26 protein-coding genes and 1 tRNA gene are annotated in these 24,255 nt (G+C 35.0%); 23 read left to right on the plus strand and 4 right to left on the minus strand.

Features of this window, described 5'->3' with window-relative positions; genetic code table 11:
• The first annotated feature begins 168 nt into the window (after positions 1–168).
• Entirely contained in the window at positions 169–516 is a 348-nt protein-coding gene (locus ACJ5H0_RS18085) for a hypothetical protein (protein WP_411251137.1), read from the plus strand.
• A 342-nt stretch (positions 517–858) separates the two neighbouring features.
• Here ACJ5H0_RS18085 and ACJ5H0_RS18090 read toward each other — a convergent pair whose 3' ends face one another.
• Entirely contained in the window at positions 859–1,089 is a 231-nt protein-coding gene (locus tag ACJ5H0_RS18090; protein ID WP_072958016.1) for a helix-turn-helix domain-containing protein, read from the minus strand.
• Between the two features lie 181 nt (positions 1,090–1,270).
• On the opposite strand from ACJ5H0_RS18090, the gene ACJ5H0_RS18095 reads away from it, so the two are divergent.
• The 10 genes from ACJ5H0_RS18095 (at position 1,271) to map (ending at position 8,249) form a co-directional block, all read left to right on the plus strand.
• Positions 1,271–1,660, plus strand: a complete 390-nt coding sequence (locus tag ACJ5H0_RS18095) for a hypothetical protein (RefSeq protein WP_411251140.1) — start codon at positions 1,271–1,273, stop codon at positions 1,658–1,660.
• Between the two features lie 25 nt (positions 1,661–1,685).
• Entirely contained in the window at positions 1,686–2,087 is a 402-nt protein-coding gene (locus tag ACJ5H0_RS18100; protein ID WP_411251143.1) for a hypothetical protein, read from the plus strand.
• The gene (locus tag ACJ5H0_RS18105; RefSeq protein ID WP_411251146.1) at positions 2,087–2,722 is read left to right on the plus strand and encodes a hypothetical protein; all 636 of its coding nucleotides are present in this window, start codon (positions 2,087–2,089) and stop codon (positions 2,720–2,722) included. The genes ACJ5H0_RS18100 and ACJ5H0_RS18105 overlap by 1 nt, the downstream gene beginning before the upstream one ends.
• A gap of 39 nt (positions 2,723–2,761) precedes the next feature.
• A complete protein-coding gene (locus tag ACJ5H0_RS18110; RefSeq protein ID WP_411251148.1) occupies positions 2,762–3,133 on the plus strand; it encodes a hypothetical protein in 372 nt (123 codons plus the stop codon).
• 152 nt (positions 3,134–3,285) lie between these two features.
• Positions 3,286–3,351 (plus strand) — tRNA-Ile (locus ACJ5H0_RS18115).
• Between the two features lie 347 nt (positions 3,352–3,698).
• Positions 3,699–5,021: a hypothetical protein gene (locus ACJ5H0_RS18120; RefSeq protein ID WP_411251151.1), complete on the plus strand. Its 1,323-nt coding sequence runs from the start codon at positions 3,699–3,701 to the stop codon at positions 5,019–5,021.
• Between the two features lie 18 nt (positions 5,022–5,039).
• Positions 5,040–5,609 carry a DUF6705 family protein gene (locus ACJ5H0_RS18125; protein ID WP_273650720.1) on the plus strand — a complete coding sequence of 190 codons (570 nt, stop codon included), beginning with the start codon at positions 5,040–5,042 and terminating at the stop codon, positions 5,607–5,609.
• A 264-nt stretch (positions 5,610–5,873) separates the two neighbouring features.
• Positions 5,874–6,461, plus strand: coding sequence for a DUF6705 family protein (locus ACJ5H0_RS18130; RefSeq protein ID WP_172283714.1), 588 nt, complete (start codon positions 5,874–5,876; stop codon positions 6,459–6,461).
• Positions 6,462–6,486: 25 nt separating this feature from the next.
• Positions 6,487–6,966: a hypothetical protein gene (locus ACJ5H0_RS18135; protein WP_411251154.1), complete on the plus strand. Its 480-nt coding sequence runs from the start codon at positions 6,487–6,489 to the stop codon at positions 6,964–6,966.
• Between the two features lie 518 nt (positions 6,967–7,484).
• Entirely contained in the window at positions 7,485–8,249 is a 765-nt protein-coding gene (gene map, locus ACJ5H0_RS18140; protein ID WP_411251157.1) for a type I methionyl aminopeptidase, read from the plus strand.
• Between the two features lie 89 nt (positions 8,250–8,338).
• Here map and ACJ5H0_RS18145 read toward each other — a convergent pair whose 3' ends face one another.
• Positions 8,339–10,519 carry an outer membrane beta-barrel protein gene (locus ACJ5H0_RS18145; RefSeq protein WP_273650723.1) on the minus strand — a complete coding sequence of 727 codons (2,181 nt, stop codon included), beginning with the start codon at positions 10,517–10,519 and terminating at the stop codon, positions 8,339–8,341.
• Positions 10,520–10,716: 197 nt separating this feature from the next.
• The gene (locus ACJ5H0_RS18150; protein WP_273650724.1) at positions 10,717–11,202 is read right to left on the minus strand and encodes a DUF4822 domain-containing protein; all 486 of its coding nucleotides are present in this window, start codon (positions 11,200–11,202) and stop codon (positions 10,717–10,719) included.
• A 132-nt stretch (positions 11,203–11,334) separates the two neighbouring features.
• On the opposite strand from ACJ5H0_RS18150, the gene ACJ5H0_RS18155 reads away from it, so the two are divergent.
• The 5 genes from ACJ5H0_RS18155 to ACJ5H0_RS18175 all read left to right on the plus strand — a co-directional run bounded on the left by ACJ5H0_RS18155 (position 11,335) and on the right by ACJ5H0_RS18175 (position 15,411).
• Positions 11,335–12,240: a helix-turn-helix domain-containing protein gene (locus tag ACJ5H0_RS18155; RefSeq protein ID WP_411251159.1), complete on the plus strand. Its 906-nt coding sequence runs from the start codon at positions 11,335–11,337 to the stop codon at positions 12,238–12,240.
• A gap of 69 nt (positions 12,241–12,309) precedes the next feature.
• Positions 12,310–12,960, plus strand: coding sequence for an HD domain-containing protein (locus tag ACJ5H0_RS18160; RefSeq protein WP_345990620.1), 651 nt, complete (start codon positions 12,310–12,312; stop codon positions 12,958–12,960).
• A 48-nt stretch (positions 12,961–13,008) separates the two neighbouring features.
• Positions 13,009–13,431, plus strand: a complete 423-nt coding sequence (locus ACJ5H0_RS18165; RefSeq protein WP_411251165.1) for an ester cyclase — start codon at positions 13,009–13,011, stop codon at positions 13,429–13,431.
• Between the two features lie 162 nt (positions 13,432–13,593).
• A complete protein-coding gene (locus tag ACJ5H0_RS18170; protein WP_411251169.1) occupies positions 13,594–14,244 on the plus strand; it encodes a hypothetical protein in 651 nt (216 codons plus the stop codon).
• Between the two features lie 378 nt (positions 14,245–14,622).
• Positions 14,623–15,411 carry a TatD family hydrolase gene (locus ACJ5H0_RS18175; protein WP_411251601.1) on the plus strand — a complete coding sequence of 263 codons (789 nt, stop codon included), beginning with the start codon at positions 14,623–14,625 and terminating at the stop codon, positions 15,409–15,411.
• A gap of 98 nt (positions 15,412–15,509) precedes the next feature.
• Here ACJ5H0_RS18175 and deoD read toward each other — a convergent pair whose 3' ends face one another.
• Positions 15,510–16,220, minus strand: a complete 711-nt coding sequence (gene deoD, locus ACJ5H0_RS18180) for a purine-nucleoside phosphorylase (protein WP_172283737.1) — start codon at positions 16,218–16,220, stop codon at positions 15,510–15,512.
• Positions 16,221–16,530: 310 nt separating this feature from the next.
• Between deoD and ACJ5H0_RS18185 the strand changes: the two genes are divergently transcribed.
• From ACJ5H0_RS18185 to ACJ5H0_RS18215, 7 genes are read left to right on the plus strand one after another with little or no spacing between them, the layout of a single operon-like run.
• Positions 16,531–16,980, plus strand: coding sequence for a hypothetical protein (locus tag ACJ5H0_RS18185; RefSeq protein WP_411251172.1), 450 nt, complete (start codon positions 16,531–16,533; stop codon positions 16,978–16,980).
• On the plus strand, positions 16,946–17,185 hold the full coding sequence (locus tag ACJ5H0_RS18190) for a hypothetical protein (protein WP_411251175.1): 240 nt from the start codon (positions 16,946–16,948) through the stop codon (positions 17,183–17,185). The genes ACJ5H0_RS18185 and ACJ5H0_RS18190 overlap by 35 nt, the downstream gene beginning before the upstream one ends.
• Positions 17,182–18,315: an AAA family ATPase gene (locus ACJ5H0_RS18195; RefSeq protein ID WP_411251178.1), complete on the plus strand. Its 1,134-nt coding sequence runs from the start codon at positions 17,182–17,184 to the stop codon at positions 18,313–18,315. The genes ACJ5H0_RS18190 and ACJ5H0_RS18195 overlap by 4 nt, the downstream gene beginning before the upstream one ends.
• The gene (locus ACJ5H0_RS18200; RefSeq protein ID WP_411251181.1) at positions 18,288–19,031 is read left to right on the plus strand and encodes a hypothetical protein; all 744 of its coding nucleotides are present in this window, start codon (positions 18,288–18,290) and stop codon (positions 19,029–19,031) included. Before ACJ5H0_RS18195 ends, ACJ5H0_RS18200 begins: the two co-directional genes overlap by 28 nt.
• A complete protein-coding gene (locus ACJ5H0_RS18205) occupies positions 19,022–21,406 on the plus strand; it encodes a hypothetical protein (protein ID WP_411251184.1) in 2,385 nt (794 codons plus the stop codon). The genes ACJ5H0_RS18200 and ACJ5H0_RS18205 overlap by 10 nt, the downstream gene beginning before the upstream one ends.
• Entirely contained in the window at positions 21,396–23,057 is a 1,662-nt protein-coding gene (locus ACJ5H0_RS18210) for an APC family permease (RefSeq protein ID WP_411251187.1), read from the plus strand. The genes ACJ5H0_RS18205 and ACJ5H0_RS18210 overlap by 11 nt, the downstream gene beginning before the upstream one ends.
• The gene (locus tag ACJ5H0_RS18215) at positions 23,050–24,069 is read left to right on the plus strand and encodes a tetratricopeptide repeat protein (protein ID WP_411251190.1); all 1,020 of its coding nucleotides are present in this window, start codon (positions 23,050–23,052) and stop codon (positions 24,067–24,069) included. The genes ACJ5H0_RS18210 and ACJ5H0_RS18215 overlap by 8 nt, the downstream gene beginning before the upstream one ends.
• Positions 24,070–24,255: the final 186 nt, after the last annotated feature.

The following is a 24,255-nucleotide window of genomic DNA, read 5'->3' on the forward strand; positions in this document are numbered from 1 at the left end:
CTCACTAAACAGCCCCCACCAATTCTCAGGAGGAAATCTCCGCCCCACGACTTATAAGAAAACAAAAATTTCACAGGAACAATTATAAATTCAAGTTGAAAGCTGGGTTTATTTGTGCTGCTTAATTTCAATTCTTGTGGTGTTATTTCTAACTCAAAATCAAAAACAATGGTAAGAATTATCAATTACAAAAGAAGAGTAGCAGAGAACAAGGAGTTCTTTGTACTTGAAGTCTCAGGAGGTATTGAAATGGTATTAAGCAAAACTACAGGAATGTATTATGCCACTTCTAAGAAAGCTACTATTACATCTACATTCGATGAAGAAACCTGTAAATCTTTAATTGGCTCAGAATTTCCTGGTTCAATTGTAAAGGAAGAGTGTGAGCCTTATGAGTACACTATTCAAGACACAGGAGAAATCATTACTTTATCTCACAGGTATGTTTACAGAGCAGAAGAACTTACCTCTTCTAAAGTATATTCAGCTCCAGGTAACTTATCAATGGCTGATTAAATTCCTAAAATGTCCAAATTTTACTGTAGAATCATATATAGGCTTAGGTAAAATCTGGACATTTTTATTTTTTAGCTGCACAAAATTTCCTTTTATATAATATAGTGTAAGGAAAAAATGTGCAGGAGAATTCAAAAACCTTAGAATGCACTTGGATATATAAGATATATAAAATGCTATTTAGTTCCAGGTGTAATGCAAGGACTTGCACATCTTTGTAAACTGTTACAAGTTACCTGGAGATAAAAGATTTACTTATATGCTTTCTTACTCAACATTATCAGAATAACAACGATTTCCCCTATCCAGGTTTCTGCAAGGATAAGTATAAATAGCTAAAACTTACTCAGGTAAAGTTTTGAACTTTAGAATCTCAAAGGTTTCAATTTCTAACTTTTGAGCAATAATATGCAATGTATATGCAGTAGGATTGGTATTCCCAGCTTCTAACCTGGACATATTAGACTTTTCAAAGTTGCATAAAGCAGCCAATTCAACTTGAGAAATGTTTTTCTTTTCTCTAAGCTGTTTTATACGCTTTCCTATTGCAACTTGATACTCTTTTTTATCCACTTTTGCTGAATTAAACAATAATTAGAATACACTTTAACTACGGAAAACCGTAAAGAAATGTGATAAGCTCTACTTCTATTTGATTAATAATATTAATAGCCAAAAGTGGTCATAAATGATAATTACATGGTTATCATAAATGATACATTTACTATATTTGAAACTTTAAAATTAATATGTTATGAAACTCAGAAAATTATTAATGCTTTTTCTCATTGCCTTATCAGGATTAGTAACTGCACAAAATTTAACTCATGAAGTGAAGATTTGTCAGTATAGTAAGGACGGAGAAACTTGGTATGATGCAAGTGATACACCAATTATTAAATCAATAACTTATAAATCTGGTGGAAATTTAGGTTATGTCTGGATAAATGGTGAATATCATGAACTTAAACCAACTCAGTACACATTAAAGCAAAAATCTAATGATGTTATTGAAATTACATTTTCTCCTACAGGAGACACAAACAGTGAATTTACTTTATCAGATAAATCCGGAGATGTAGTTGGAGCTGGATATATTAAGAATGGCGGAAAAAACTATTTATATAAATTGGTGTTTAATTAATATCACAACTTCAAATTATTAAATCATGGAAATAGCTATATTTATTCTTTCAACAGTGTTTTTTCAGCTTCCTTTTGCTTTCTTTCAACATTCTATCAGAAAATATAAGAGGCTGGAATCTTATAATCCAATGGAATCACTCAATTATACTGTCAATAATGGACAATTAGATAACATGGTTCTTAAAATTGTAATTTTTATCAGTGGATTAATGATTGCTTTTTTTCCTCTTTGGAAAGCTATAAATATTCATTGGATATTTGTTGTATTCATTAACTTAATAATGCTTTATTTACTAACACCTTTTTTAGCATTTGCCATTTACCCTAAAAACCGAATATTGAACGTTAAACAACTTTCTTTTTTAACAATTACTTGTTTAGTATTTGCTATTATGCTTTTTCTTATTGCAAGCAATCTAAGCTAATGGAATCACAAATATTTAATAGTATAAATCATTTAAAACAACTCAATGACAACCCTTTTACATTACAAAAGATTGCTTATTGGTTGTATGAATACAACGATTTATACAAGGAAGTTAAAAATTATTCCGAGAATCTTTGTGAGCAATGTCAGCAATGGAAAGATGATGGTCTGCCTTATGATTGTTTACAAGAAGCCAATTATTGTACTAAGAGATATAGGTATTTTACGAACTTTTACGAAGAAGTTGAATATGGCATCAAAGTTCAGGAATTAGATGCAGCCTGTAAAGTTGCACTTGAAGAATATAAAACCAACAATAATGAGTTACAATTAAAAGAATGGTTGATAAAGTACTTTGATTTTGGTTACAATAAACTGGCTATTTTCTATTATGACCATTTGGATTATAGTGTTGATAATAATGAGGTAGTTCATCCTCATTTTGGAAACTCGCCAATTGGAGAGTTTGGAGTTTGTATTGACAGGAGATATTATAAGAACCTTATTGAATTTGATGATGTATTTAAAATGCTATTTTATGAAAGAAAAATATATCCAGAAAAACTAAAAGAAATAGAAGAGGAAATGCAGAAGATAGTTACACCTATGGTTCCAATTCCTAAAATTGATTAACAGCCACCTAAGAGGTGGTTTTTTTATACCATTACATTAATGAAAAACAATATTTATGATTACTTGATTTTTAAACTTGATAGCGAATATACAGATTATGAATTTGACTTAATTTCTATTCCACCTTATGAATTTATTGAGAATGGATTGTCATTAGAACCCTATGAATACTTTGGTGAGATTAATGAAGTCTTAGAACTAAGAACAAAGCACATTCTTATGTATTTTAATGCCGATGTATTGATGAGAGTAGAATTCCTATATCCAAGTGACATTTTAGATTTTTTAAGGCAGAAATTAGAAGAGATGCAGGATATTGAGATACCAGCATATATGATGCTGATTCTGAGAAAGGATAAAAAATTCTCTGTATTGATGTATCAAAATAAGAAAATTATTCAAAGTTCATAGTTTAGATCAATATTAATCAACTCTCATTATTAAAACTATCTCTATTATGTTAGCACTTTTTAGTCATTTCCCTACTAATTATAGGTAATAAGGCTTAATTTTAGGCACATGTGCTAAAAAATTAAACAGACAGTGTTTTAGTAAATGTATTAAGCTCAGTTGGTTAGAGACAGGGATTGATAATCCCAGTGTCCCTGGTTCGAGCCCAGGTGGGACCACAGAAAATGAACCGCTTACAGAAATGTGAGCGGTTTTTTTTGTGTCACAAAGTATTATAGTATTAGTTTTTGAATTTTTTATAAGAACATTTGGCTTTACAAAGAGTTAAAATCAAAAGCAATCGATCTGGTGGTTTAAATAATAATTATGCCCATCTATTTTCTAAGGTCAGTGAAAAGAAAACGTTTATTAAGATTACAAAGCATTGTGTATTTTCTTAATCTTTTATGCACCTGAAATAAGAGTTTCACGTCAAATAAAAAATAATTCAACAATTAAGGAAAACCCTAAGTTGTGAATTATAAAATATTTTTATATTAGCTACCTAAAGAAATACAAACACTAAATGAAAAAGAAATTTATTTTCAAGCTACTGCTACTAGTAGTCCTCTGCATCTCGCTGTATTCATGTGTTCATGATGAAGTCACCGCTTCATTTGATCCAAGTTCTAAAGAATATACTAACAAAAGCCTTTGGAAAGAGGACGAAAAGTATATTAAAAATGTAATGAAAGTCTATCAGGAAAATGAATCTAAAATCAAAAAAGGCAGTGGAACACCTTATTGGGATTATGCCACAACAATGGATAGCTTTGATGAAAGTTTTTTGATGGTTCCTGTGGTAGATAATGGAAAAGTTATTTCTGTGCTTCAAGTTCCCAGACATGGCACTAAAATTTACTTCATATATAGACAATCACAAAATGATATTAGTTTTTTCCAAAATTATATTTCTGCAAGAGTTAAAAAAGCAATAAATACCAATACAAACAATAGTAGTAAGGGCACATTAGTCTGTTCAACCAAAACGATTTCTACGTGGTATCCAAATAATGAATCTAATCCTGATCCAGAGGGAGGAGATGGATATTGGGTATCCAGTAATGTTACAACTTGTAGGGTTATAGATGCCCCAATAGAAATTTCTGATTGCTTAGGTATTGTAGATCCTGTAACAGGATTGTGTGATATGGGTAATGGTGGAGGAGGTACAGGCTATCCATACCCAAATACTCCTGACACTCCTTGTGATAAAACAAGAAGTAATCTAGCTAAACCACAGGTACTTGAAAAGATTAATGAACTCCGAAAACAAGCACCTAAAGGAGGTGAGCTTGGAGTAATGTTTAAAGCAGACGGAACACCTAGCGCAACAATTACAGGAGAAACTCACAGTGTGAATTTTAGAAATAAAACAGGATATGTAGGAGGTTATCACAATCACACACCGACAGGAATACCTATGTTATCTCCTCCAGATATAGACCAGTTATTAGGTTTTGCAAGAGCACAGCCCACTTCTAATCCAGCAAATGCAAACAATGCTTATTTAGGAATGGTGGCTCCTAATGGCATGCATTATGTAATATGGTTTAATGGAGGGTATCAAGATGCCGTAAAAACTTTTACGCAAGATGATTTAGATAACTTTACTGTTGATTTTCAAAGAACAGAGAGCAATTTAACTGATTGGGCAAAAAATGGGACAAAGTACATAGATAGTAAAGGGGATTTAAACAATCTAGGAGCAGAAACATTATTCTTTGAAACATTAAGTAATATGGGATTAGCAGGAAAGCTCAACCTGCAAAGAATAGAAAAAGATGGCACAATAAATAACATCACTTTAAATAGTACTAATCAACCAACTCCAGTACCTTGTTCTTAAAAATCAAAATGTAAAGTTATGAAAATAGTAAATCTTAAAACAGTAATATTATTTATATTCTTTATAGGGGTATTTTCCTGTAAATCGCAAGCATTACCCCTAAATACAGATTTAAAAGATATTCCAGCTAATGCTTATTTGAAGGATACCAATAATGAACTTCCTCCATATATCGGAACATATAAAGCAAACTTCCAAGGAAAAGAAATTACATTATATATTACAAAAGTTGAAAAGAAATTACAGAAGAGCTCAAAGAAATTCTACTCAGATATATTAGATATCAAATACATCGTTAAGAATTCTTCTGGTGTAATTTTGCAAGACACAAAAAGTAACAGTACTTCCAAAATAGAACTGTACAGTATAGGAATAAAGTCATATAATAATTCCATTATTTTTTTCTATAGTGGAACAAATTGCCGCGTTGGTTGGGGCAAAATTATTTTAACCAAAATTAATAGTACTCAGTTATCCTGGGAATATAAGCCTAATGATATCATACTTGATGATAGCAAGTGTGCTCAAGGAACAGACATAAATATCTATCTACCTGAAACAAAAGGCTTGATATTTACTAAACAATAGAGTAAAATTTAATATTAACTTAAAGACCTTTACTACCCTTGGTAAAGGTTTGTTTTTGTAGCGTAATAAATTAGAAGGAACTCTCTATACTAGTAATTCTGATTATCATTGGTTTTTGAGTTAGGTTAGGAACTATCCCATTTATTGGGATAGCTCTTTAGAAATTTTCTTGATACTATGATAGTTCAATAAAGAACATTACCCTAGATAATTATAATCAACCAACTTCAACAACCTGCTCTTAAATAGTAAACATAAAAATAAATGAAAACAATAAATATAAAAACAGCCATATTATTCACTTTTCTAGTGGGTCTATTATCTTGCCAGGCACAGCAAACATATCCGCTTCGTACTGCTGTGAACAATGTGCCTAACCTCTCGCATTTAAAAGATACAAACAATGAATTACCAGCTTTTACAGGAGTTTATTCAGCCTCCTATAATGGAAGACAAATTACCATTTACATTTCTAAAGAAGAAGATAAGCTTTTTGACCTAGTGGATAAAAAAGTATATAGAGATGTTTTATCCATAAGATATATTGTGAAAAATTCAACAGGTACAATACTGCAAGATACTAAAAACATGAATTTTCAGTCGAATCAATATACGCATACAATTTATAGTCAATTTATAGTTGATAATGGAGGTAAAGCAATATTTAATTATAGAGGGACTAATTGTCGCGTTGGATGGGGGAAAATTAATTTAAAAAAGATAAGTCCTACACAATTATCCTGGGAATATCGTCCTAATGACATTATACTTGATAGCAGTAAGTGTCCTCAGGGAACGGACATAAATATCTATTTACCTGAAACAAAAGATTTGATATTTACTAAGCAATAATTTCATCATTTCAATAAATTTAACAATGGAGAAAAGGTTACTTCTATTATTCACACTCTATTTTTGTTCTTATAGTACAGGACAAGAAATAAAAATTCCAGATAATTTTAGTGAGTATTCTATTCCAAAAGTAGGATCTGAAGAATCGTTTGTTCTCAATCAATCTAAAGATTGCTATGCTGTGAAAAAAGAAAATAATCGTTTGATAGTAGAAAAGGCCAGTTATTATAAAGAAGATTCTGAATTAGAAATAGAAGGTGGAAAACTGATTGGAGAAAATAAAGGCGAATGGGGAGGAGCATTATACTTTCAGCCGAAAGGAGAGATAAAGAAATCTATAGAAATAAAATTTGGAAATGTGGTTGATATTTTTCGATTCCAAAATAAAATCTACTTTACCGAAGGCTCGGGTATCTGGGGAAGCTTATATGAATTAAAAAAAAGATTTCACATACAGAAAAATCGAATCCTTTGGAGATGCCTTAGAAGCATCAACTGTGTTTAATGACATTATTTATATTGTTTCTTTTCATGGTTTTTACAAAGTAGTAAATGAAGAAGCGATCCTTATTTTTAGAGAACAATTTTGGAGAAATCTATATCCAAATTCTGTAGTCATATTTGATGAAGAAAATATTTTTATAGGTATGCGAAGTGGAATTGCTAAATTAAACATTGTAAAAAAAACAATTAATTTTTATCGAGAAAAAGAATTATAGATAAGTTATATTATCTATGTTAGACATAAGAAAACAAATGCCACCAGTTATATTGGGCACATAAAATAAACCGCTTACAGTAATGTGAGCGGTTTTTTTATACCTATCAATATTTTGTTTTAAATATCACAGAACAAAAACGTAGATCAGGATTTGTAATCAAACATGACTTAAATTTATCTTCAACATTTTCACATAGGAATTTTTCCTGTCACACCATCCTATATTTTAATTGCCTAACTTTGTAGTTTCCAGTAAATTTTGTGAACAACGATCCAAAAATAACCTACGTAAACAAATAATAATGTCAATAACAAACGAATCTGAATTAATAGGAATGCAAAAAGCAAGTGAAGCAGTTGCCTATACCTTAAAGGAAATGACCAACTATGCTCAGCCTGGAATGACGACAAAAGAACTTGATGAGTTTGGAGCAAAAATACTTTCTGATTTTGGCGCTAAATCGGCTCCTTATCTGACCTATGGATTTCCAGGTTGGACATGCATCAGCGTAGATAATGAATTCTGCCATGGTATTCCAACGGAAGAAAGAGTTCTGAAAGAAGGAGATTTAATTAATATCGATGTTTCAGCAGAGCTAAATGGATTCTGGGCGGATAATGGAGGTTCGTTTATTATTGGGGAAGATGTTCATCAGCATCAGAAATTAGTGGATGCTTCTAAAGATATTCTTGAAAGGGCAATTAACAGTATTAAAGGCGGGGTTAAAATTGCAGATATCGGATGGCTTATGGAGACTGAGGCTAAGAAAAGAGGTTTTAAAGTGATTAAAAATCTTGCAGGGCATGGCATCGGAAGAAGTCTGCACGAACAGCCGGATGATCTGCTGAATTATAAAAACCGTTATGATTCCAGAAGATTCAAAAAGAATTCGGTTGTTGCTATCGAAACATTTATCTCAACCACTTCCAGCCTTGCCGTTGAGCTGAATGACGGATGGACCATGGTAGGAAATAAAGGTGGGTACATGGCACAGCATGAACATACAATCATCGTGACTGATGGGAAGCCGGTAATTTTAACGGAGATGAACGGGATTCTTAATTAAGATTATAGGAGTTTGGTTCCGAACGGATAAAGAAAGGACTTTTTGAATTTCAAAAAGTCCTTTTCTATAAGTAACAATTAAAATAGTATTTACTTTTCTCCGCCGCCACCGCCGCCTTTTTCGACATCGGTCTTTGTATTGGTTTTTACTTTCTGGTTTCCGAAACGTTTCACAAAAGACAGGGAAACTCCGTACCAATCGGATTGGGTGGAATTTCTAAAAGTTCCCACAGGACTGAAGGTCGTGGAATCAAAGTTCGGTCTCTGGAAAATATTCATCAGCTGAAGGCTGACTTCCATCTGTGTTTTTGGGAATATTTTTGTCATGGAAATATTGTGGAATACATTCGTTTTATTGGCGTAAGAGTTCCCGTTATTCTGATTGGATATTTCCACCCAAGCACTTAGATTAATATTCTTGTTAAACAGGTTGGTGTACGAAAGGTTGGTTGATCCTCCCCAATAGCTGATGTAGTCTCTTGCTTTCAGGTCATTTCTTTGATTGAAATCACTGTTGTCAATATAATACCAGCCAAAGCCTACATTTACATTTAATTTATTCTTCAGAAAAGTCTGGTTGGTATTGGCAAACAGGTAGTATTTCTGAACCTTTCCGCTAAAATTGCCGGGATAGGTCACTGTTATTTCTTTTGTAGGGTTGTCGGGATCTCCAGGTGTATTAACTACCTGAGTACTATACGTGGTCCAGTAATCTTGTTTGGTAAACATGTACCTGGCAGAAAGGAAATATTTTTTCAAGATTCCGAACTTCAGGTAAAGCCTGTCGCTTGGGTTGGGCTGTAAGTCTATATTTCCCCTGGAGTAAATTCCATCATTATTAGGTAGAAGGAAAGGGTTGAACTCGGCATACCACGGACGCCAGATATTACGGTTATAGGTAAGGCTTAGATCGTACTTGTCTGAAAAAGAATATTTTAACAATAGATTCGGAAGGAAAGTACCATAGCCGTCTTTTCTTGAAGTTCCTGCAATATCCTGTCTTACTTTGAAATCAATATATTCATAGCGTATCCCGACTCTGGTTTCCAGCTTCTTGAAAAAGGTTTTACTAAAATTGGCATAAAGGGAACTGATATTATCTTCATAATGGAATTTATCTGTTTTTTGAAGCAGATCCAGCTTGTTCCCCGTCAAATAATAAGGAGCAACATTATTATTGAAATCTATTTTTCCTCCGGCTTCAAATGTGGCTCCCGACTTTCCAATGGATTGCGTATAATCAATTTTGATATAATAGTTACGCATCTGATTGTTGGAATTAACTCCTATTTGATCCGGAATCGGTTTATTGCTAAATGTTTTCAGGAAATCATTAGAATCTTTTTGAGAGTCGTAGTTCGTCCCTAAATTGACATCCAAGATCCTGTTTTTTTCTTTATCATAATACTTATAAAACAGATTGGTTCCCAAAGTACGATTCATACCCGCTAAGTTTTGGCTCTGATCATAAGAATACTTGAACTGGTCATTGGCATAATTGCTTGCCTCCGCTTCTGATGAAGACGTTCTTTTACTTTGATAATATTCCACAATAAAACCGATGTTGTTTTTATCGTTCAGCTCATATTCTGAAGTGGAAGAAATGGAGGGGCTTTTACTTTTATCTGTGTTTAAAGTATTGATTGTGGTAATATCATTATTTTCATACAGGGAATTAACAATCGAATTGGTTTGTACCCATGTATTGTCACTATAACTTCCAATAACCGTTTGTGTAAATTTTTTCTTATGGTAATTCAGGTTGAAGTTGGTGTATTGCGAATTTTTTCTGTTTTGTCTGTTATTCAGGGTGATGCTTCCTTTCATTCCTTCATCATCCCGCTTTTTCAGTACAATATTAATGACGGATCCTGTCGTTTCATAACGCGAAGAAGGGCTGGTGATCACCTCGATTTTCATGAGATTATCGGCGGGAATTGTTGCCAGATATTCTTTTAGTTCTTTTCCTGTAAAAACAGATTTTCTGTCATTAATATAAACCGTAACGTTCTCACCTTCTGCTTTAATAGCATCATTATTATCTATACTTACTAAAGGAGTCATTCTCAGTACATCCCAGGTGGTATTTCCGGCCAGGATGGAACTGTTGGCTACATTAAAAACCGTCCTGTCAACTTTGGATTCCACTGTCGGTTTTCTTACCACTAAAGTAACTGCTTCTATGTCTTTTAGTTTAACGGTATCTTTTTTGGCCTGAGCCAAAGCTAAAGAAGCAGTTAATAGGGCGATTGTACATGTTATTATTTTCATTTTCAAGGGGCGTTTCAATTGATAAGACAACCATAGGGTGACATATGTTACATCCATATTGGGAAAAAAATGAAAAAAAATCAAGAAAATAAATATATTCCAAAGTATGTAAAGCAGAGCTGCCCTATTTTGGAAGAGAAATGAGTAAAAAACAAAGCCGGCTCATTGAACCGGCTTTCACTTATTATAAAAAGAGCCTAAGGCTCGGGATGAGTTGTTGGAGTATGGATGATATCATAATATACAGATGGATCATTAGCATCAGGAAATATTCTGTAAGTAAATTCCTGTTCCGTTAAAACTGTAATTTTTACTATTCTTGTAAAAAGTACGTTTCCGTTCGCATCTTTTGCTATGATAGTTCTGGTTGCTCCGTCTGCAGAAACGGACCAGTCTCCATGCATTTTAGGAGAATCATCAAGATTATACATCGTAAATGTACCATCTGCTTTAAAATAAGCAAAGCCTACAAAGTTCGTTACATGAGTGTCCGTTAAAGGAACCGGCTGTCCATTTTGGTTTTTAGCATGGGTTGTTTCCCATGGAGTAGACGAAAGTATCTGTGAAGGGGTGAGAACGGTTTCCCCAACAGTAGTTTCGTCATTATTGTCGGAGCATGAGATTACAGATATCATCATCAATACATACAGTCCGTAAAATAGCTTTTTTAAAATGTTCATCATAAATAGGTTTTAAACAGGACAAACTTATCGTTTATAAAAATCAAAAGATTGTATAAAACATTCCTTTTGTTGTAAAAAGCATCATTGATTGTTGCTATTTTGTGATTCCGGAAATAGTATGGCAGATCTGTTGTGAACTTTTTTGATATTCGTACTTTTGGAACCATTAGAGAAGCATATAATATGTATGATGAAGTGCTCATCTTCGATAAGGAAATAAAGGATTCTTTTCAGGTGGTTAAACTGGATCATTCGGTTCTGGAAAAAACGGATGTAGTCAGTGTTACCTATAACAGAGTGCTCATTGTTCACGAAGGAAACGGAAGCATCATTATTGATGGGAAACAATTTCATATTCAGGGGGCGGAGGTATTTGTCATATCGAAAGGACAAATATTTTCTTTTTCCCATCCCACCCAGTTGTCCGGATTTGAATTAAGCTTTGGAGATTGCTTTTGGGAAAAGACGCCTTCGAGTGCCTCCAATTGTAAATTGCTGCTTTTTAATGATGCTGCCCTTCATCAGAATTTTCCTTTGCAGGAAAAGGACTTCACTGAACTGATTGGGGTTTGTGAGATCCTTTTTAGAGAATATGAAGGTGCCGATTATCCCAATAAATTAGATGCTATGGCAGCCTATCTAAAAATTCTAATGATTAAGCTGGCCAATGCGATGCCTTCATTTCAGGATGGAATTGACGATTTCGACAATCAGATCTATCGCAGGTTTCTTGAATTACTCAGTCAACAATATAACAAGATGCATGATGTATTGTACTATGCAGAACAGCTATCCGTCTCACCCCGTAAATTATCCGATATATCAAAAAAGAAAAGCGGTAAAGGAGCTAAAGAGGTCATTGCGGGACAAGTGATCGCCGAATCAAAAAGATTATTGCAATTTTCTGCTAAAACAATAAAAGAAATTGCTTATCACCTTGCATTCAGTACGCCTGAACAATTCAGTCATTTTTTCAAAAAACACACAGATATCTCACCATTGGAATACCGTAGGATGTTTGTAAATATTGGCAGGTAATAGGTATATTCTGACATTCCGGAGCAAGAAGGACAGGCCTATTTTTGTATTGATTAAAATATAAAAAATATGTCAGTCCAAAGATTAAAAAGTGTTGCCGGAATTATAATTCCGGACAGTAAAATTGCTACAGAAGCCACTGAATTGCTGTTAGAGCATGGAACGGAATTTATTTATAACCACTCATTACGGGTTTTCCTTTTTTCTTCACTTAACGGAAAACGAAAAAATATGGAGTATGATGCAGAGCTTTTGTATATAAGCTCAGTTTTTCATGATCTGGGTTTAGTGCCCCATTACAGCAGTCCCGATTTGAGATTTGAAGTAGACGGAGCTAATGCAGCAAGGGATTTTCTGAAAAGCCACGGTCTTCCGAAAGATCAATTGCAGCTGGTTTGGGATACGATAGCATTGCATACAACCATTGGGATTGCAGAACATAAAGAGAATGAAGTAGCTTTGATGTACTCCGGAGTAGGATTGGATGTAATGGGAGAAGGGTATGAGTATCTGAGTGATCCACACCGGAATGAGATTATAGATGCATTCCCCCGGAATGATTTTAAGAATAAAATTATTCCAACGTTTTTTGATGGTTTTAAACATAAAACCGAAACCACTTTCGGAAATATAAAAGCAGATGTCTGTGCATTTATGATTCCAAATTTTGAAAGGAAAAATTTCTGCAACTGTATTCTGCATTCTCCTTGGAGCGAATAATGCTTTATCCTAAATTTACGTATCTAAGAAAAAAATCAATAATAAGATATGGATTTGCAACAGGAAAAAAACAAAGAAATAGTAAAACGCTTTAATATAGAAGTTATTGAAAAGGGGAACGTTGAAACCTTTGAAGAACTCATGGATGAAGACTTCATCAACCACTCGGCCCCACAAGGTGCTGATAATGGAAAACAGGGAATGATCAATACTTTTAATGGGATATTAAGGCCCGCCATGCCAGATATCCAGGTAACTATTCTTCAGCAGGTTGCAGAAGGAGACCTCGTTACGACCAGAAAAAATATATCCGGAACTCACACCGGAAATTTTATGGGAATTGCACCTTCAGGAAAAAGAATAAGTATTGATGTCATTGATATTGTCCGTCTTAAAAATGGAAAATATTTTGAGCATTGGGGAATTAACAATTTATCGGTAGTCCTGGCACAGCTTAAAAGTAATGAGTAACCCATCAAAAGAATAAATTAAAAATCCCTGTCACTGATGGGGATTTTTTAATGAACAAAGATTATTTAATGTATTTTAAATTTTTCATTTTTACGTCAACAATAATGTAGAGTGTACTTTTATTGCTGAAAAAAATCTGCTATTTTGGTTAAAATTTTTTAAATGAGCGGAATTCAGCCATGTTCTTTATTTTTTTCGGGCTCCTGGAAAGAAAAATATGGTGCCATTGTTTCGGAAGAACATCTTCGGACTATCGATCAAAACATTCAAAGATGTAAGGATGGAACTTTAGATTGGCATCTTCCTTATTTTAACGAAGAAATTCTGATTGACCGGAAGCAAAGTTTCGGGCACTTTATCCATATTCTGGAAACTAAGGATCAAAATGAAGAAAAAGCAAGACAATTGGAAGAGATCCCCTTTGAATACTGGCTTGATGTTCTGGGGCAGAGACTTACTTCAGCAAGCGTTCGTGATGAACAAGCCATTCCACCTCTAAAAGATGCTTTGATTGATAGTTGTCAGGTCTATTTTAATAAAGAAATCACCATTGCACAGAGGGCATGGGAAAAACATGTGGGAAGAACGGACGACCAGTTCTGGGGTGAGGTAAAAGGCAGTAATTTTCAAAAACAGGAAAAGGTAATGGCTAAAATCTATTATATCATCGAGAATAAAACCTGGTGGAATGTATTCTTTCATTATAAGCATGGGGTTGTCTACGAAATAAGGGAAAAAGAAGGACACGGCATTCGTTGGGCAAGTGGAGGAACACAGCTTATTGGTTTTCTGGAAACTTTTATCAATGAATAATATATTGCGTAAAAAGATTGCGTAGCAAATGCTTTATTTTGCCAAAAACTCATTTGAATGAAAAATATCTATAACAAAGGAGCTTTTCGGGCTTTTGAATACGGGAAAATAGGAACTTACCTGAAAAAGTATGGGAACAAAAAGTGGCGGAGAACTGAGCAATCCGATACAGATGACCAATTATCTGAATCCATACCATTACGGAAGGTAAGAAGACAAAAACAAGAACTTGTCTGGGTGAAAATAACCAAAGAAATTAATGGAACAAAATATTCCAGGTACAAGAAATTCCATAGTGAAAGATCTTTTAGAAGTGCCGTAAACAGTCCCCATGTAATAAGATATTTTCATATCAATAACAAAACAAAAAAAAGAAAAATGAATACCTACATTGATATTGGCATTAATCTGACCAATAAACAGTTCTATAATGAACAAGACGAAGTGATTAACCGTGCTCTGGACAATGGCGTAGACTATATGATCCTTACGGGGACAAGTGTGCGTGGAAGTAAAGAATCTGCAGATATAGCGCAGGATTATCCGGATATTTTATTTTCAACGGCGGGCATTCACCCTCATGATGCTAAATCATTTAATGATCAAAGTATCGGCGAACTCAGGAACCTTCTAAAACAGGACCATGTGGTTTCAGTGGGAGAGTGCGGATTGGATTTTGACCGTGATTTTTCACCAAGGCCTCTACAAGAGAAGTGTTATTGTGCACAACTTGAACTGGCAATTCAAATCAATAAACCTTTATTCCTTCATGAGAGATCTGCATTTAAAAGATTTACCGAAATTACAGAGGATTACCTTTCCCAACTTCCGGAAGCAGTCGTTCATTGTTTCACAGGGACTTTAGAAGAAGCAAAAAGCTATTTGGATAAAGGGTTTTATTTAGGATTTACAGGAGCAATCAGTGATGAAAAGAGATTTAAACACCTTGAGGAAGTGATCAGGTATGTTCCATTAGAAAGAATGATGATTGAAACGGATGCTCCGTTTATGCTTCCGAAAAATATCTCAGCGCGAAGTCAGAACCGGAGAAATGAACCTGCCTTTCTACCTTATGTGGCGCAAACCGTTGCTCAGATCAAGAAAATAAGTTTGACGGATGTAGCAGAAGAAACAACAGCGGTCGCCAGGAAATTTTTCAGGATATAAAAAAGAGCTCTACTGAATAAGTGAAGCTCTTTTTTTATGGTTGAAAAGCAAATTGCGAATCGCAATATTGCTTTCTACAATTAGGGTGATATAAGGTTTTAAATAACTTTCAATGCCGATTCCAAAGCCAGCTCAATCATCGGTTTCAAAGCTGTCTCTCTTTGGTCTGCCGAAATTTTTTCGTGAGTAGGAATGATATCCGTTACCGTAAGAATTGTGGCTGCATTTTTCCCTAAATGTTTAGCATTGGCGAATAATCCAAAGGCTTCCATTTCCACAGCCGGACAATTGTATCTTGTTGCAATCTCAGGAACGGTTAAATCCTTTCGATAGAAAATATCACTGCTGTGAATAGTAACAGCCTTGGTTTTCAAAGAAGATTCTTCTGCCGTTGCATTGATCACATCAAAAATATTTCCCTGATGAGAAATAATATCTCCTTCTATTTCCCATGCATATTTTGCATAGGTACTTTCACTTGCCGCATGTTCAACATTTAGAATATCAAATACTTTCAGATCTGTGGTGTAAGCTCCACAGGTACCGATACGGATGATTGTATCTACATCATATTCGGTGTACAACTCATAGGAGTAAATACCGATGCTTGGAAAACCCATTCCACTTGCTCCTACGCTGATTTCTTTTCCTTTATAAAGTCCGGTATAATACAAAATACCTCTGGTTTTGCTTACCAGTTTTGCATTTTCTAAAAAGTTTTCGGCAATATATTGTGCACGAAGCGGATCCCCCGGCTGCAATATTACTTTCGCAATTTCTCCTTTTTTTGCACTAATGTGAATACTCATAATGTTATTTTGAATGACGGCAAAGATAGCAACTTTTACTTTTATTGCTTTTTAAGTTAATCGCAAAAACGCAAAGGTTATTTTATTATTTTATGTTTTCAGAGCACTGGAAAATCTAAGATTTTCAAATGTATGAACAAAAATATTTTATTATCAACTTCGTCGGTTTTAAAAATCTTTATATCCTCTAAAAAACTTGTTCTTAGGCCTTTGTATTCCCGTGGCTGGCCGAAGACAGAGGCATTAATTAATTCTTAATCATAATGATATTAAAGTTTTATTCTCAAAAAAATAATTTTACTTTTGTTATATGACCGAAAATACATCTCCTTTCCTGGATACTTTATTTCTTCTCCGTAAAGAAGAATGTATCACCGTTTTTTCAAATATTCAAAAAATTTCAGAGACAGAAGAACAGGATGCCGCGGATTATTTTGAATCAGAATTTGAAAAAGAAAGACTGGAGTTTTTGACGGATCATTTGGAGTATGATAAAGAGGCTGCAGTCTGGGCTGCTAAGGTCCTTTATTATGCTGCTCAATTGTATTTAATAAGGGAAAATACGGCAAAAGACCTGGATCAGTTCATCTCTGAATTTAGAGGAATGAAAAATTCCGGAGCAGTTTTATCAGCAGATCTTTCGCTGAGATTTTTACCCCAGATAATTGTTGTTCTTCAGAATTTGGACCCCGACGATCCTTTGATAAAAAAAATTGGAAAGTATTTTGCTGCAATTCCATTACTCGGGTGTAGGGTATGATCTTGATCTCGAAAATATGAATTGGCAGGAAGAGTTGAAAGAGCCGACATACCGGAAGCTATATCTTGAAAGGATTGTTGAAAAAAGAGCTCAAAGGTTGGCTGAAATACCCTATATTAACAAGTTGTTGGTTGCTGAATTTGGCTTACATAAAGACGAGTTCTGGCGAGAATTAAAAATTATAAACGAAGAAGAAAATAAATGATTCCGAATATTTCAAAGCTTAATGCGGTACTCAATTACGTAAAAGACACTTTTGTAGGTAAAAACGATGTGGTCGATCTGCTGGGGATCTGCCTTCTGGCCAGAGAAAATGCATTTTTATATGGTCCGCCGGGAACTGCAAAATCAGCTATAGTAAGAACCTTGTCCCAAACGGTTAAAGATGGGAAGAATTTTGAGTATTTGCTTACCCGCTTCACGGAACCGAATGAAATTTTCGGTCCTTTTGATATCAGGAAATTAAAAGAAGGCGAACTTCTTACCAATACAGAAGGGATGATGCCCGAGGCTTCAATGGTTTTTCTGGATGAGATTTTTAATGCCAATTCAGCGATCCTCAATTCGCTTTTGATGGCTTTGAATGAAAAGATCTTTAAGAGGGGAAAGGAAACCAAGCATCTGCCTGCACTCATGTTTGTGGGAGCAAGCAATGTTTTACCTGAAGATGAAGCTTTAAATGCTTTATTCGACCGTTTTCTTATCAGGATCAATGTAGATTATGTGAACCCTGAGCTGCTTCAACAGGTTCTTTTAGCAGGAAGAAGATTAGAAAATGCAGAGGAAAGGGATATTCCTGAAATTAGGGCCGAGGAAATAAGAGAGCTTCAGAACCTTTGTAAAACAGTGGATCTGAAACCTATTTATGAAGTTTACCTCAATACCGTAATCAGTCTCCGGAATACGGGAATTGCAATTTCCGACCGTAGAGCGGTAAAGCTTCAGAACCTTATTGCTGCAAGTGCTTTGATTTGCGGGAGAAGTGAAGCAATACTTTCTGACCTTTGGGTATTGAAACATATTTGGGATACGGAAGAGCAGATTGAAATTCTGGAAGGGATCATTAACAGGACCATCGAAAAGGATGAAAACCCGCAAAGCCATCCTCAGGCATTGCACAATAAAATGCCGAATCCTGAAGAGGTAATGAAGGATGTGAAAATCTTACAGGAAAAATGGAATAGCGGATCTGCAACATTTGAAGAACAAAATGTGATTAAAGATAAACTGAGATATCTACAAACCCGCTGTGACTGGATCAAAAATCCTGAACAGAAACAATATATTCAACAGGAAATAGAAGGCTTATGGCAGAGGATCTTACAGAGCATGTAATTGATTTTTGGGCGGAATTGCCTCGTGCTGATGAAGATTTTTTAGGTTCGATCCGGAACTGGAAAAATCTTCAGATTGCTTTGGAGGATGAGATGATCTGGCTTAAAGGATTTACTGAAGAGCAGGCTGCTTCTCCGGAGGTTCAACAATTGCCCAATTTCATTTTATATGAGCTCCGTAATGGTTTATTATTTAAAAAGAAAGCCTTAGTTCCTACCCGGAAAGTAAGAACTGCATTATTATGGTCTCCTATTGACCAGGCATTGCGTCTGGTTCTGCCGCCATCCAATCAGAATTTTTTTGGAATTAATGAAAAAATCAGGATAAGGCTAAAACCTGAAACTACAGAACAGCCTGCCATCGCTTTATTAAGTCCTATGTCGGAGATTGGAACGGTTATTCAGACATTACCCACATTCAAACTTGAAAGAAACGAATGGATTATCATTGGAGACAGGGCGCTATTCCTGGGTACACCTTTACTGGGGCTACCGGGAAAAACCTATTGGGAGAAAGAAGGACATCTTTTACCCACCGGATTTGATTTTGAATTTAAGAATGTAAGTGCTTTACTTCAAAGAAAATATAACGAGAACCTGAGCTATTGGCTTTTATGGAATGAAGACGGAAGTTATCTGTCCATTGCTAAGAAAGATCTGAAAAAGCTTTCCATAAGCTCATACCGGCTCACTCAAAAAGCGAAAGAATGGAGCTAAATGAATACTTCCAGTCCTACGAAGAATATTTTTGGGAATGGAATACAGATGAAGATGTGCGTGATGAGACAGGTTATCACGAAAATAACCTTGTGTCCATTCCGAATGTAGGAGCCATTGCATACCGGCCTTACATAATTGAAGTCCTGAAAGAATTACATCTGCAGGGAATCCCTCCCTTTGGAGCTTTGTTGTTAGTACTTTACGCAACCCAGGAAGGCTATCTTAATTTCAATGCCGTTTCGTATTATTTAAAAAAGCTTGAAAAGGAAGCCAAAGTAAATATTGAGGTGGATTGCATTATCAGTTTTCTTGGAAACCTGAATAAATTAGGTAAATCTTATAAAAAAGGGCAAAACAGAATTCTTTTGCTGCAAACATTATTTCACAATTCCCATAACAGGATCTCTGCACCATCCGGTTCATTGCTTCTGAAAAAGTTTGCAAAAAATCCTTATACTCTGGCCAAAAGTGCTGAAAAAATACCCGTAACATCCTCATCTCTGGTAAAGGATACCAGAGTTCTTGTGTGGCTCAATGAAAAATTTCCTTCGGTAGAGTCAATTATTTATGCGATGAAAGGCTTTGGCACTGAGCCGGAGCTGGATGATGAGGTTGCAGAAGAGGAGATAACCGTAGAATCCAATAATGATTTTATCCAGAATTTAATAGAAGAGCCTAAAACATTTCAGGTAGGAAGCTTGATCAAAAGAATCTGGAGTGGCCTCAAAATTCCCATGCGTCACCTTTCTCCCGGTGAACAGCCGATAGGAGGAATTTCTGATATGACCAATAAGGGGGAGTTTCACCGAATGCTTTTGTCGGAATTCGCAAATGAAGATGAGGTTTTTATGAGCAGAATAGCCAACAACGAAACCCTCTATATTCAAAGGGAGATACCTCCGGAAGAAAATGTTTTTGAAAGAATAATTTTAATAGATACCTCTCTGAAAAACTGGGGAACACCGAAAGTATTGGCCTATGCATCTGCAATTGCGGTCATTAAGCATCCGAAGGCTCATTCGGAATGTAAAGTTTTCGTTCTGGGGCAAACAAGTGTTCCTGTTTCTCTTGATAGCGTGGAAAATGTTGTAGATCATCTAAACCAGGTAAGCTCAGCTTTGGATGTTTCCCAGGCTCTGGATAAGTTTTTCCAGGATGAGCACACGGAAAAAGATCTTGAGGTATTTTTTATCACCAACCAGGAAAATCTCATGAATGAAAGCTTGCAAAAAGTAATTCATGAAAACAGGGACAGGCTTAAGTTTATAGTAACCACATCTGCTGATGGAGAGGTTAATTTCTTCAAATATCATAAAGGAACAAGGAAACACATCCAGAAAATTGTACTTCCGCTAAAAGACTTATGGGCTAATCCACCACAACGAAAACAGAAAGCTGATCAGGATTCTGTGAATGGCAAAAAAACGGATGTTCCGAAGAATTATCCTATTTTGTTTCCTACACCAATGAACAAAATAGCTTCCTTTTTGTATGAAGGGGAGTTCTTTATCTTGAGCAATAAAAAGCAGCTGCTTAAAACCTATTTGTCTGATAATTATTATAATAAGGATTATTATGACCGATACAGAATACATAGGGGCTGTGAGGTTTTAATTGAAAATATTTCGGTAAGACCTCGCGGGCAGTTTGCTCTGGCTAAAAATAAGCAACAACAATTTATCCTTTGCCAGTACCAGCCTGATAAGCATATTATTTCAAAACTTAATCTTAATACCAAAGAATATTCTGAGCTCAATCTAACCGGGAAAAACATACCCAATGATTATCGGCTGATTTATTTTAACAAAAGTTTTTATCTGCATCATGCGGAATCCTCCTGGATCTATCATATTAATATCGATGGAAATATTTCATTTGAATCGGTGAAGAATGATAAAGAGATAGCCCGGAATCATTCAAAAGTAGAAACTGAAATGAAAAAGCTGGCGAATAGCGGAATAAAGATTTTAAATAACTTTAATAATATCGGAATCAACACTGAAAACAGTCTCGTTATATCAAATAACAGGCTGGCAAAAGTTTATGACAATTCTTTGACATTATACCGAAATAATCACAGGATAAAAATAATTGCGAATCAGTACAAAAATAAATTTACTTTTTCAGACGGAAGTGAGATTATCACGGATTCCCGTGGGATATTAACTTTCAAAAGCAGTAATAAAAATATTCCGGTATTTTATATCCCTTCTACGGAACATGGCTTTCTGTCTCTGGCAACCCATACCGAATTTGGAGGAGCAGAATATTACCTTCCTGAAACCACCTTGCTTAAGATGAGAACAATGGGGGATATGTGTTCAGATTATCTGGAGCCTTTTATCAATCAAATTCTGGAATATGGAACTTAGAATAAAACCTTTTCCAAAGAATGATTATCCCCGGAAGGGACTTCTGATCAGGAGTTCTTCACCATCCGTATGGCTCAGTGAAATGGATGCTTTGGGAATTGACCTAGACCAGGTAATGACATTTGCGATTCCTTCCAAAGAACCTAATATTCTCTATGGCTGTTTTATTGTTTTTAATAATGAGGCCCCCCGGGAAGTTGGCAGGAATTCTTATTTTCAATGTATAGATGAGGTCTTATTTATCCCTGAATACACTACATTTTATCCTAAGGTCACTCCTGAAGACTGGCTCCATATTGATTCTCAGTTTCTGATTATCCATCCCGAATTCGGAATGGTAAAATTAAGAGAAGAAATAGATTGGGCCGCATTGCTTGAAGAACCACAAAAGAATGGATCTTCTGTCAGCAAACCATTAAACGGAGTTTATATTCCAAAAGAAATCAAAAGTTTTGCAGTGGAAATTGATGATGAAAAAATGATGGAATCTCTGCGGACCTCAACAACGGAAGAAGAATGGATGAAAAACCTGCCTTTTGATCTGAAAAAAGTGATGGCGGGAAACAAAAAAGAAATCGAAAAATATCTAAAGTATATAGAAAAATATCCTGATCGGGCTGTAGATTTGGGCGTGCCTCTGGATATTATGGGAACTTCCCGAGGAGATGGTTCCGGGAAGTTCAGATTTAATAACAATTGGCTGAGCCGGTTATGGGGAGGAAACGGGGCAAATGGTAAACAAAGGGATTACCGGTGGGCTCTCCTTGCATTATGGATCATAATTATTGTCGGGAGAATTATGATAGGCTTTACTAAAGAAGAGGGAACAACAGAAAGCCCTGTTTCTTCAGGAAATGTATTCTCCAAGGAGGCTTTGAAAAATCAGAATCCCGGCAAGTTAGCCTTTGAATCCGGTCTCACCGAAATAGATATGAAGATTGATTCCCTATATCATAATGAAAGAAAGGAATTAATGAAAGACTATGCCGCAGCTTCCAAAGGATCCGACGCGAAGGAAATGAATAAGGTGGAAAAGAAGCTTGAAAATTACAGGGCAAAAGAAAGTAAGACGCGGGATTTTCTAAAGAAAATTTACAACAAGAAAATAGCAAAACATATTGCAGACAAATCCAGGGATTACCAGCGTAAAATTTCCGATTCCATCAAAAATAAAAATCATGATAAACCTGTTGATCAGGGAATTGTAAAAAGTATCTGGAGAAAAAAGCAGGTGTTAATGGAAGATTCTCTTGGAAGGCTTTATGGAACTTTAGAAAGTGCGGAACCCCATTTTTCATCCGGTCAAAATGTAAATACAAAAGAAAGTTTGGGTGATGAAAGTAGACCATCGAAAGACATTTCATTCTCCGAGATTATTTGGCTGATTATTCTGATTATCGGAAGTGTAGGACTTTATTCTTATTTCTTCCGGAAGAAAACCTTGAATATCGGAGGCGATAATGTACCCGGTGGTATTAAAATATTCCTGGTTCTTATTTTGATAGGAATGCTGATCTATCTTTTTTATCCGTTGATCGGGATGTACGGGTACAACTGGTTTGTATGGTTCCTGGTTATTTGTGTCATCTTATTGGTATATCGTTTATTCAGCGAGGACAAAACCATTTTAAAATCCGATAAAGATGAATAAGCAGAAGTTTATAGATAAATTTATCAGAGCATTTTTAATACTGGTACTTCTTAAAGTGCTGGGGCTTGTAGCGCAACTTTTTCATCAGAGTTTCTGGAGTGTATTGAGCACCTTGGGTATTTTTATCGCGGTGGCTATCATAATTTTTGTGGTAATGATCAGCCTGAAGGATAAAGAAAAAAATGATCAACGTTCCGGAAGGCGAGGAAATTCGGGAGGAAACTTTTACCTTGAAAATTCTCTTTTTGACAGAATCCGTAGTAAATATGAAGAGCTGGCAGAAAAATATATTACAGAAGGAGATTACAAAAAAGCCGCAAAAGTTTATATGAACCTTCTCCAGGATAATTACAGGGCAGCAAAAACACTGGAAAATGGTGAATTTTATAATGAGGCAGCCGTTATTTATCTGAAAAGATTGCATAATAAATCCGATGCTGCGGCTTGCTATGAAAAAGCAAAACAATACAGAAAAGCAATTGATCTTTATAAAGAACTGGATCAGAAAGAAAAAGTAGGTGATCTTTATAAAGAGATGAATGATATCAAAAATGCACATGTCTATTATCAGATGTTGGCAGATGATTTCGTGGATAACAGCCAGATGGTAAAAGCCTCGCTGATCTACAGAAAAAAGATGGAAATGCCTGATGAAGCACAGAAAATCCTATTAACAGGATGGAAAGAAAATAAAGATGCCTTCAATTGTCTGAACAATTATTTTGCAAATATTTTTGATTCTACAAAATTAGAAAGGGAAATTCAGCATTTATATGAAGAAACGCCAGCAGATAAAAAGCTGATTTATCTGGAGGCTATGAAGTATGAATTTAAAAAGAACTCTTCCCTTCAGACTGTCACGAGAAATATTGCTTATGAGATCATTTCCGAAAAGGTAGAAACCCATTCCGAAATTGTCAATGAGCTAAAATATTTTAATCCTGATGATTCGCTTATTTTAAAAGATATTTCAAGGTATAAGACTGGAAGGAATAAGATGTTCAGGAATTAATTGATGTTTGAATTAAAAGATTAAAAGACTTAAGAATTCCATAGTAATCTTTATAAATTCCTAACAAACATAATGGCTGAAGCTTTCAAAACCACCATTTTATCAGGAAAAATATTATCTTTGCGGACATAAAATTATGACAATACAAACAGCACATATCAGTTTAAATCTATGCGATAGCCCTGT

Source organism: Chryseobacterium proteolyticum, from assembly GCF_046591535.1.
Lineage (GTDB): Bacteria > Bacteroidota > Bacteroidia > Flavobacteriales > Weeksellaceae > Chryseobacterium > Chryseobacterium proteolyticum.

Bases quoted from the DNA above. Each gene is read 5' to 3' on its own strand.
- ACJ5H0_RS18085 (WP_411251137.1), top strand. From the start codon at position 169: ATGGTAAGAATTATCAATTACAAAAGAAGAGTAGCAGAGAACAAGGAG.
- ACJ5H0_RS18095 (WP_411251140.1), top strand. From the start codon at position 1,271: ATGAAACTCAGAAAATTATTAATGCTTTTTCTCATTGCCTTATCAGGA.
- ACJ5H0_RS18100 (WP_411251143.1), top strand. From the start codon at position 1,686: ATGGAAATAGCTATATTTATTCTTTCAACAGTGTTTTTTCAGCTTCCT.
- ACJ5H0_RS18105 (WP_411251146.1), top strand. From the start codon at position 2,087: ATGGAATCACAAATATTTAATAGTATAAATCATTTAAAACAACTCAAT.
- ACJ5H0_RS18110 (WP_411251148.1), top strand. From the start codon at position 2,762: ATGAAAAACAATATTTATGATTACTTGATTTTTAAACTTGATAGCGAA.
- ACJ5H0_RS18120 (WP_411251151.1), top strand. From the start codon at position 3,699: ATGAAAAAGAAATTTATTTTCAAGCTACTGCTACTAGTAGTCCTCTGC.
- ACJ5H0_RS18125 (WP_273650720.1), top strand. From the start codon at position 5,040: ATGAAAATAGTAAATCTTAAAACAGTAATATTATTTATATTCTTTATA.
- ACJ5H0_RS18130 (WP_172283714.1), top strand. From the start codon at position 5,874: ATGAAAACAATAAATATAAAAACAGCCATATTATTCACTTTTCTAGTG.
- ACJ5H0_RS18135 (WP_411251154.1), top strand. From the start codon at position 6,487: ATGGAGAAAAGGTTACTTCTATTATTCACACTCTATTTTTGTTCTTAT.
- map (WP_411251157.1), top strand. From the start codon at position 7,485: ATGTCAATAACAAACGAATCTGAATTAATAGGAATGCAAAAAGCAAGT.
- ACJ5H0_RS18145 (WP_273650723.1), bottom strand. From the start codon at position 10,519: ATGAAAATAATAACATGTACAATCGCCCTATTAACTGCTTCTTTAGCT.
- ACJ5H0_RS18150 (WP_273650724.1), bottom strand. From the start codon at position 11,202: ATGATGAACATTTTAAAAAAGCTATTTTACGGACTGTATGTATTGATG.
- ACJ5H0_RS18160 (WP_345990620.1), top strand. From the start codon at position 12,310: ATGTCAGTCCAAAGATTAAAAAGTGTTGCCGGAATTATAATTCCGGAC.
- ACJ5H0_RS18165 (WP_411251165.1), top strand. From the start codon at position 13,009: ATGGATTTGCAACAGGAAAAAAACAAAGAAATAGTAAAACGCTTTAAT.
- ACJ5H0_RS18170 (WP_411251169.1), top strand. From the start codon at position 13,594: ATGAGCGGAATTCAGCCATGTTCTTTATTTTTTTCGGGCTCCTGGAAA.
- ACJ5H0_RS18175 (WP_411251601.1), top strand. From the start codon at position 14,623: ATGAATACCTACATTGATATTGGCATTAATCTGACCAATAAACAGTTC.
- deoD (WP_172283737.1), bottom strand. From the start codon at position 16,220: ATGAGTATTCACATTAGTGCAAAAAAAGGAGAAATTGCGAAAGTAATA.
- ACJ5H0_RS18185 (WP_411251172.1), top strand. From the start codon at position 16,531: ATGACCGAAAATACATCTCCTTTCCTGGATACTTTATTTCTTCTCCGT.
- ACJ5H0_RS18195 (WP_411251178.1), top strand. From the start codon at position 17,182: ATGATTCCGAATATTTCAAAGCTTAATGCGGTACTCAATTACGTAAAA.
- ACJ5H0_RS18200 (WP_411251181.1), top strand. From the start codon at position 18,288: ATGGCAGAGGATCTTACAGAGCATGTAATTGATTTTTGGGCGGAATTG.
- ACJ5H0_RS18205 (WP_411251184.1), top strand. From the start codon at position 19,022: ATGGAGCTAAATGAATACTTCCAGTCCTACGAAGAATATTTTTGGGAA.
- ACJ5H0_RS18210 (WP_411251187.1), top strand. From the start codon at position 21,396: ATGGAACTTAGAATAAAACCTTTTCCAAAGAATGATTATCCCCGGAAG.
- ACJ5H0_RS18215 (WP_411251190.1), top strand. From the start codon at position 23,050: ATGAATAAGCAGAAGTTTATAGATAAATTTATCAGAGCATTTTTAATA.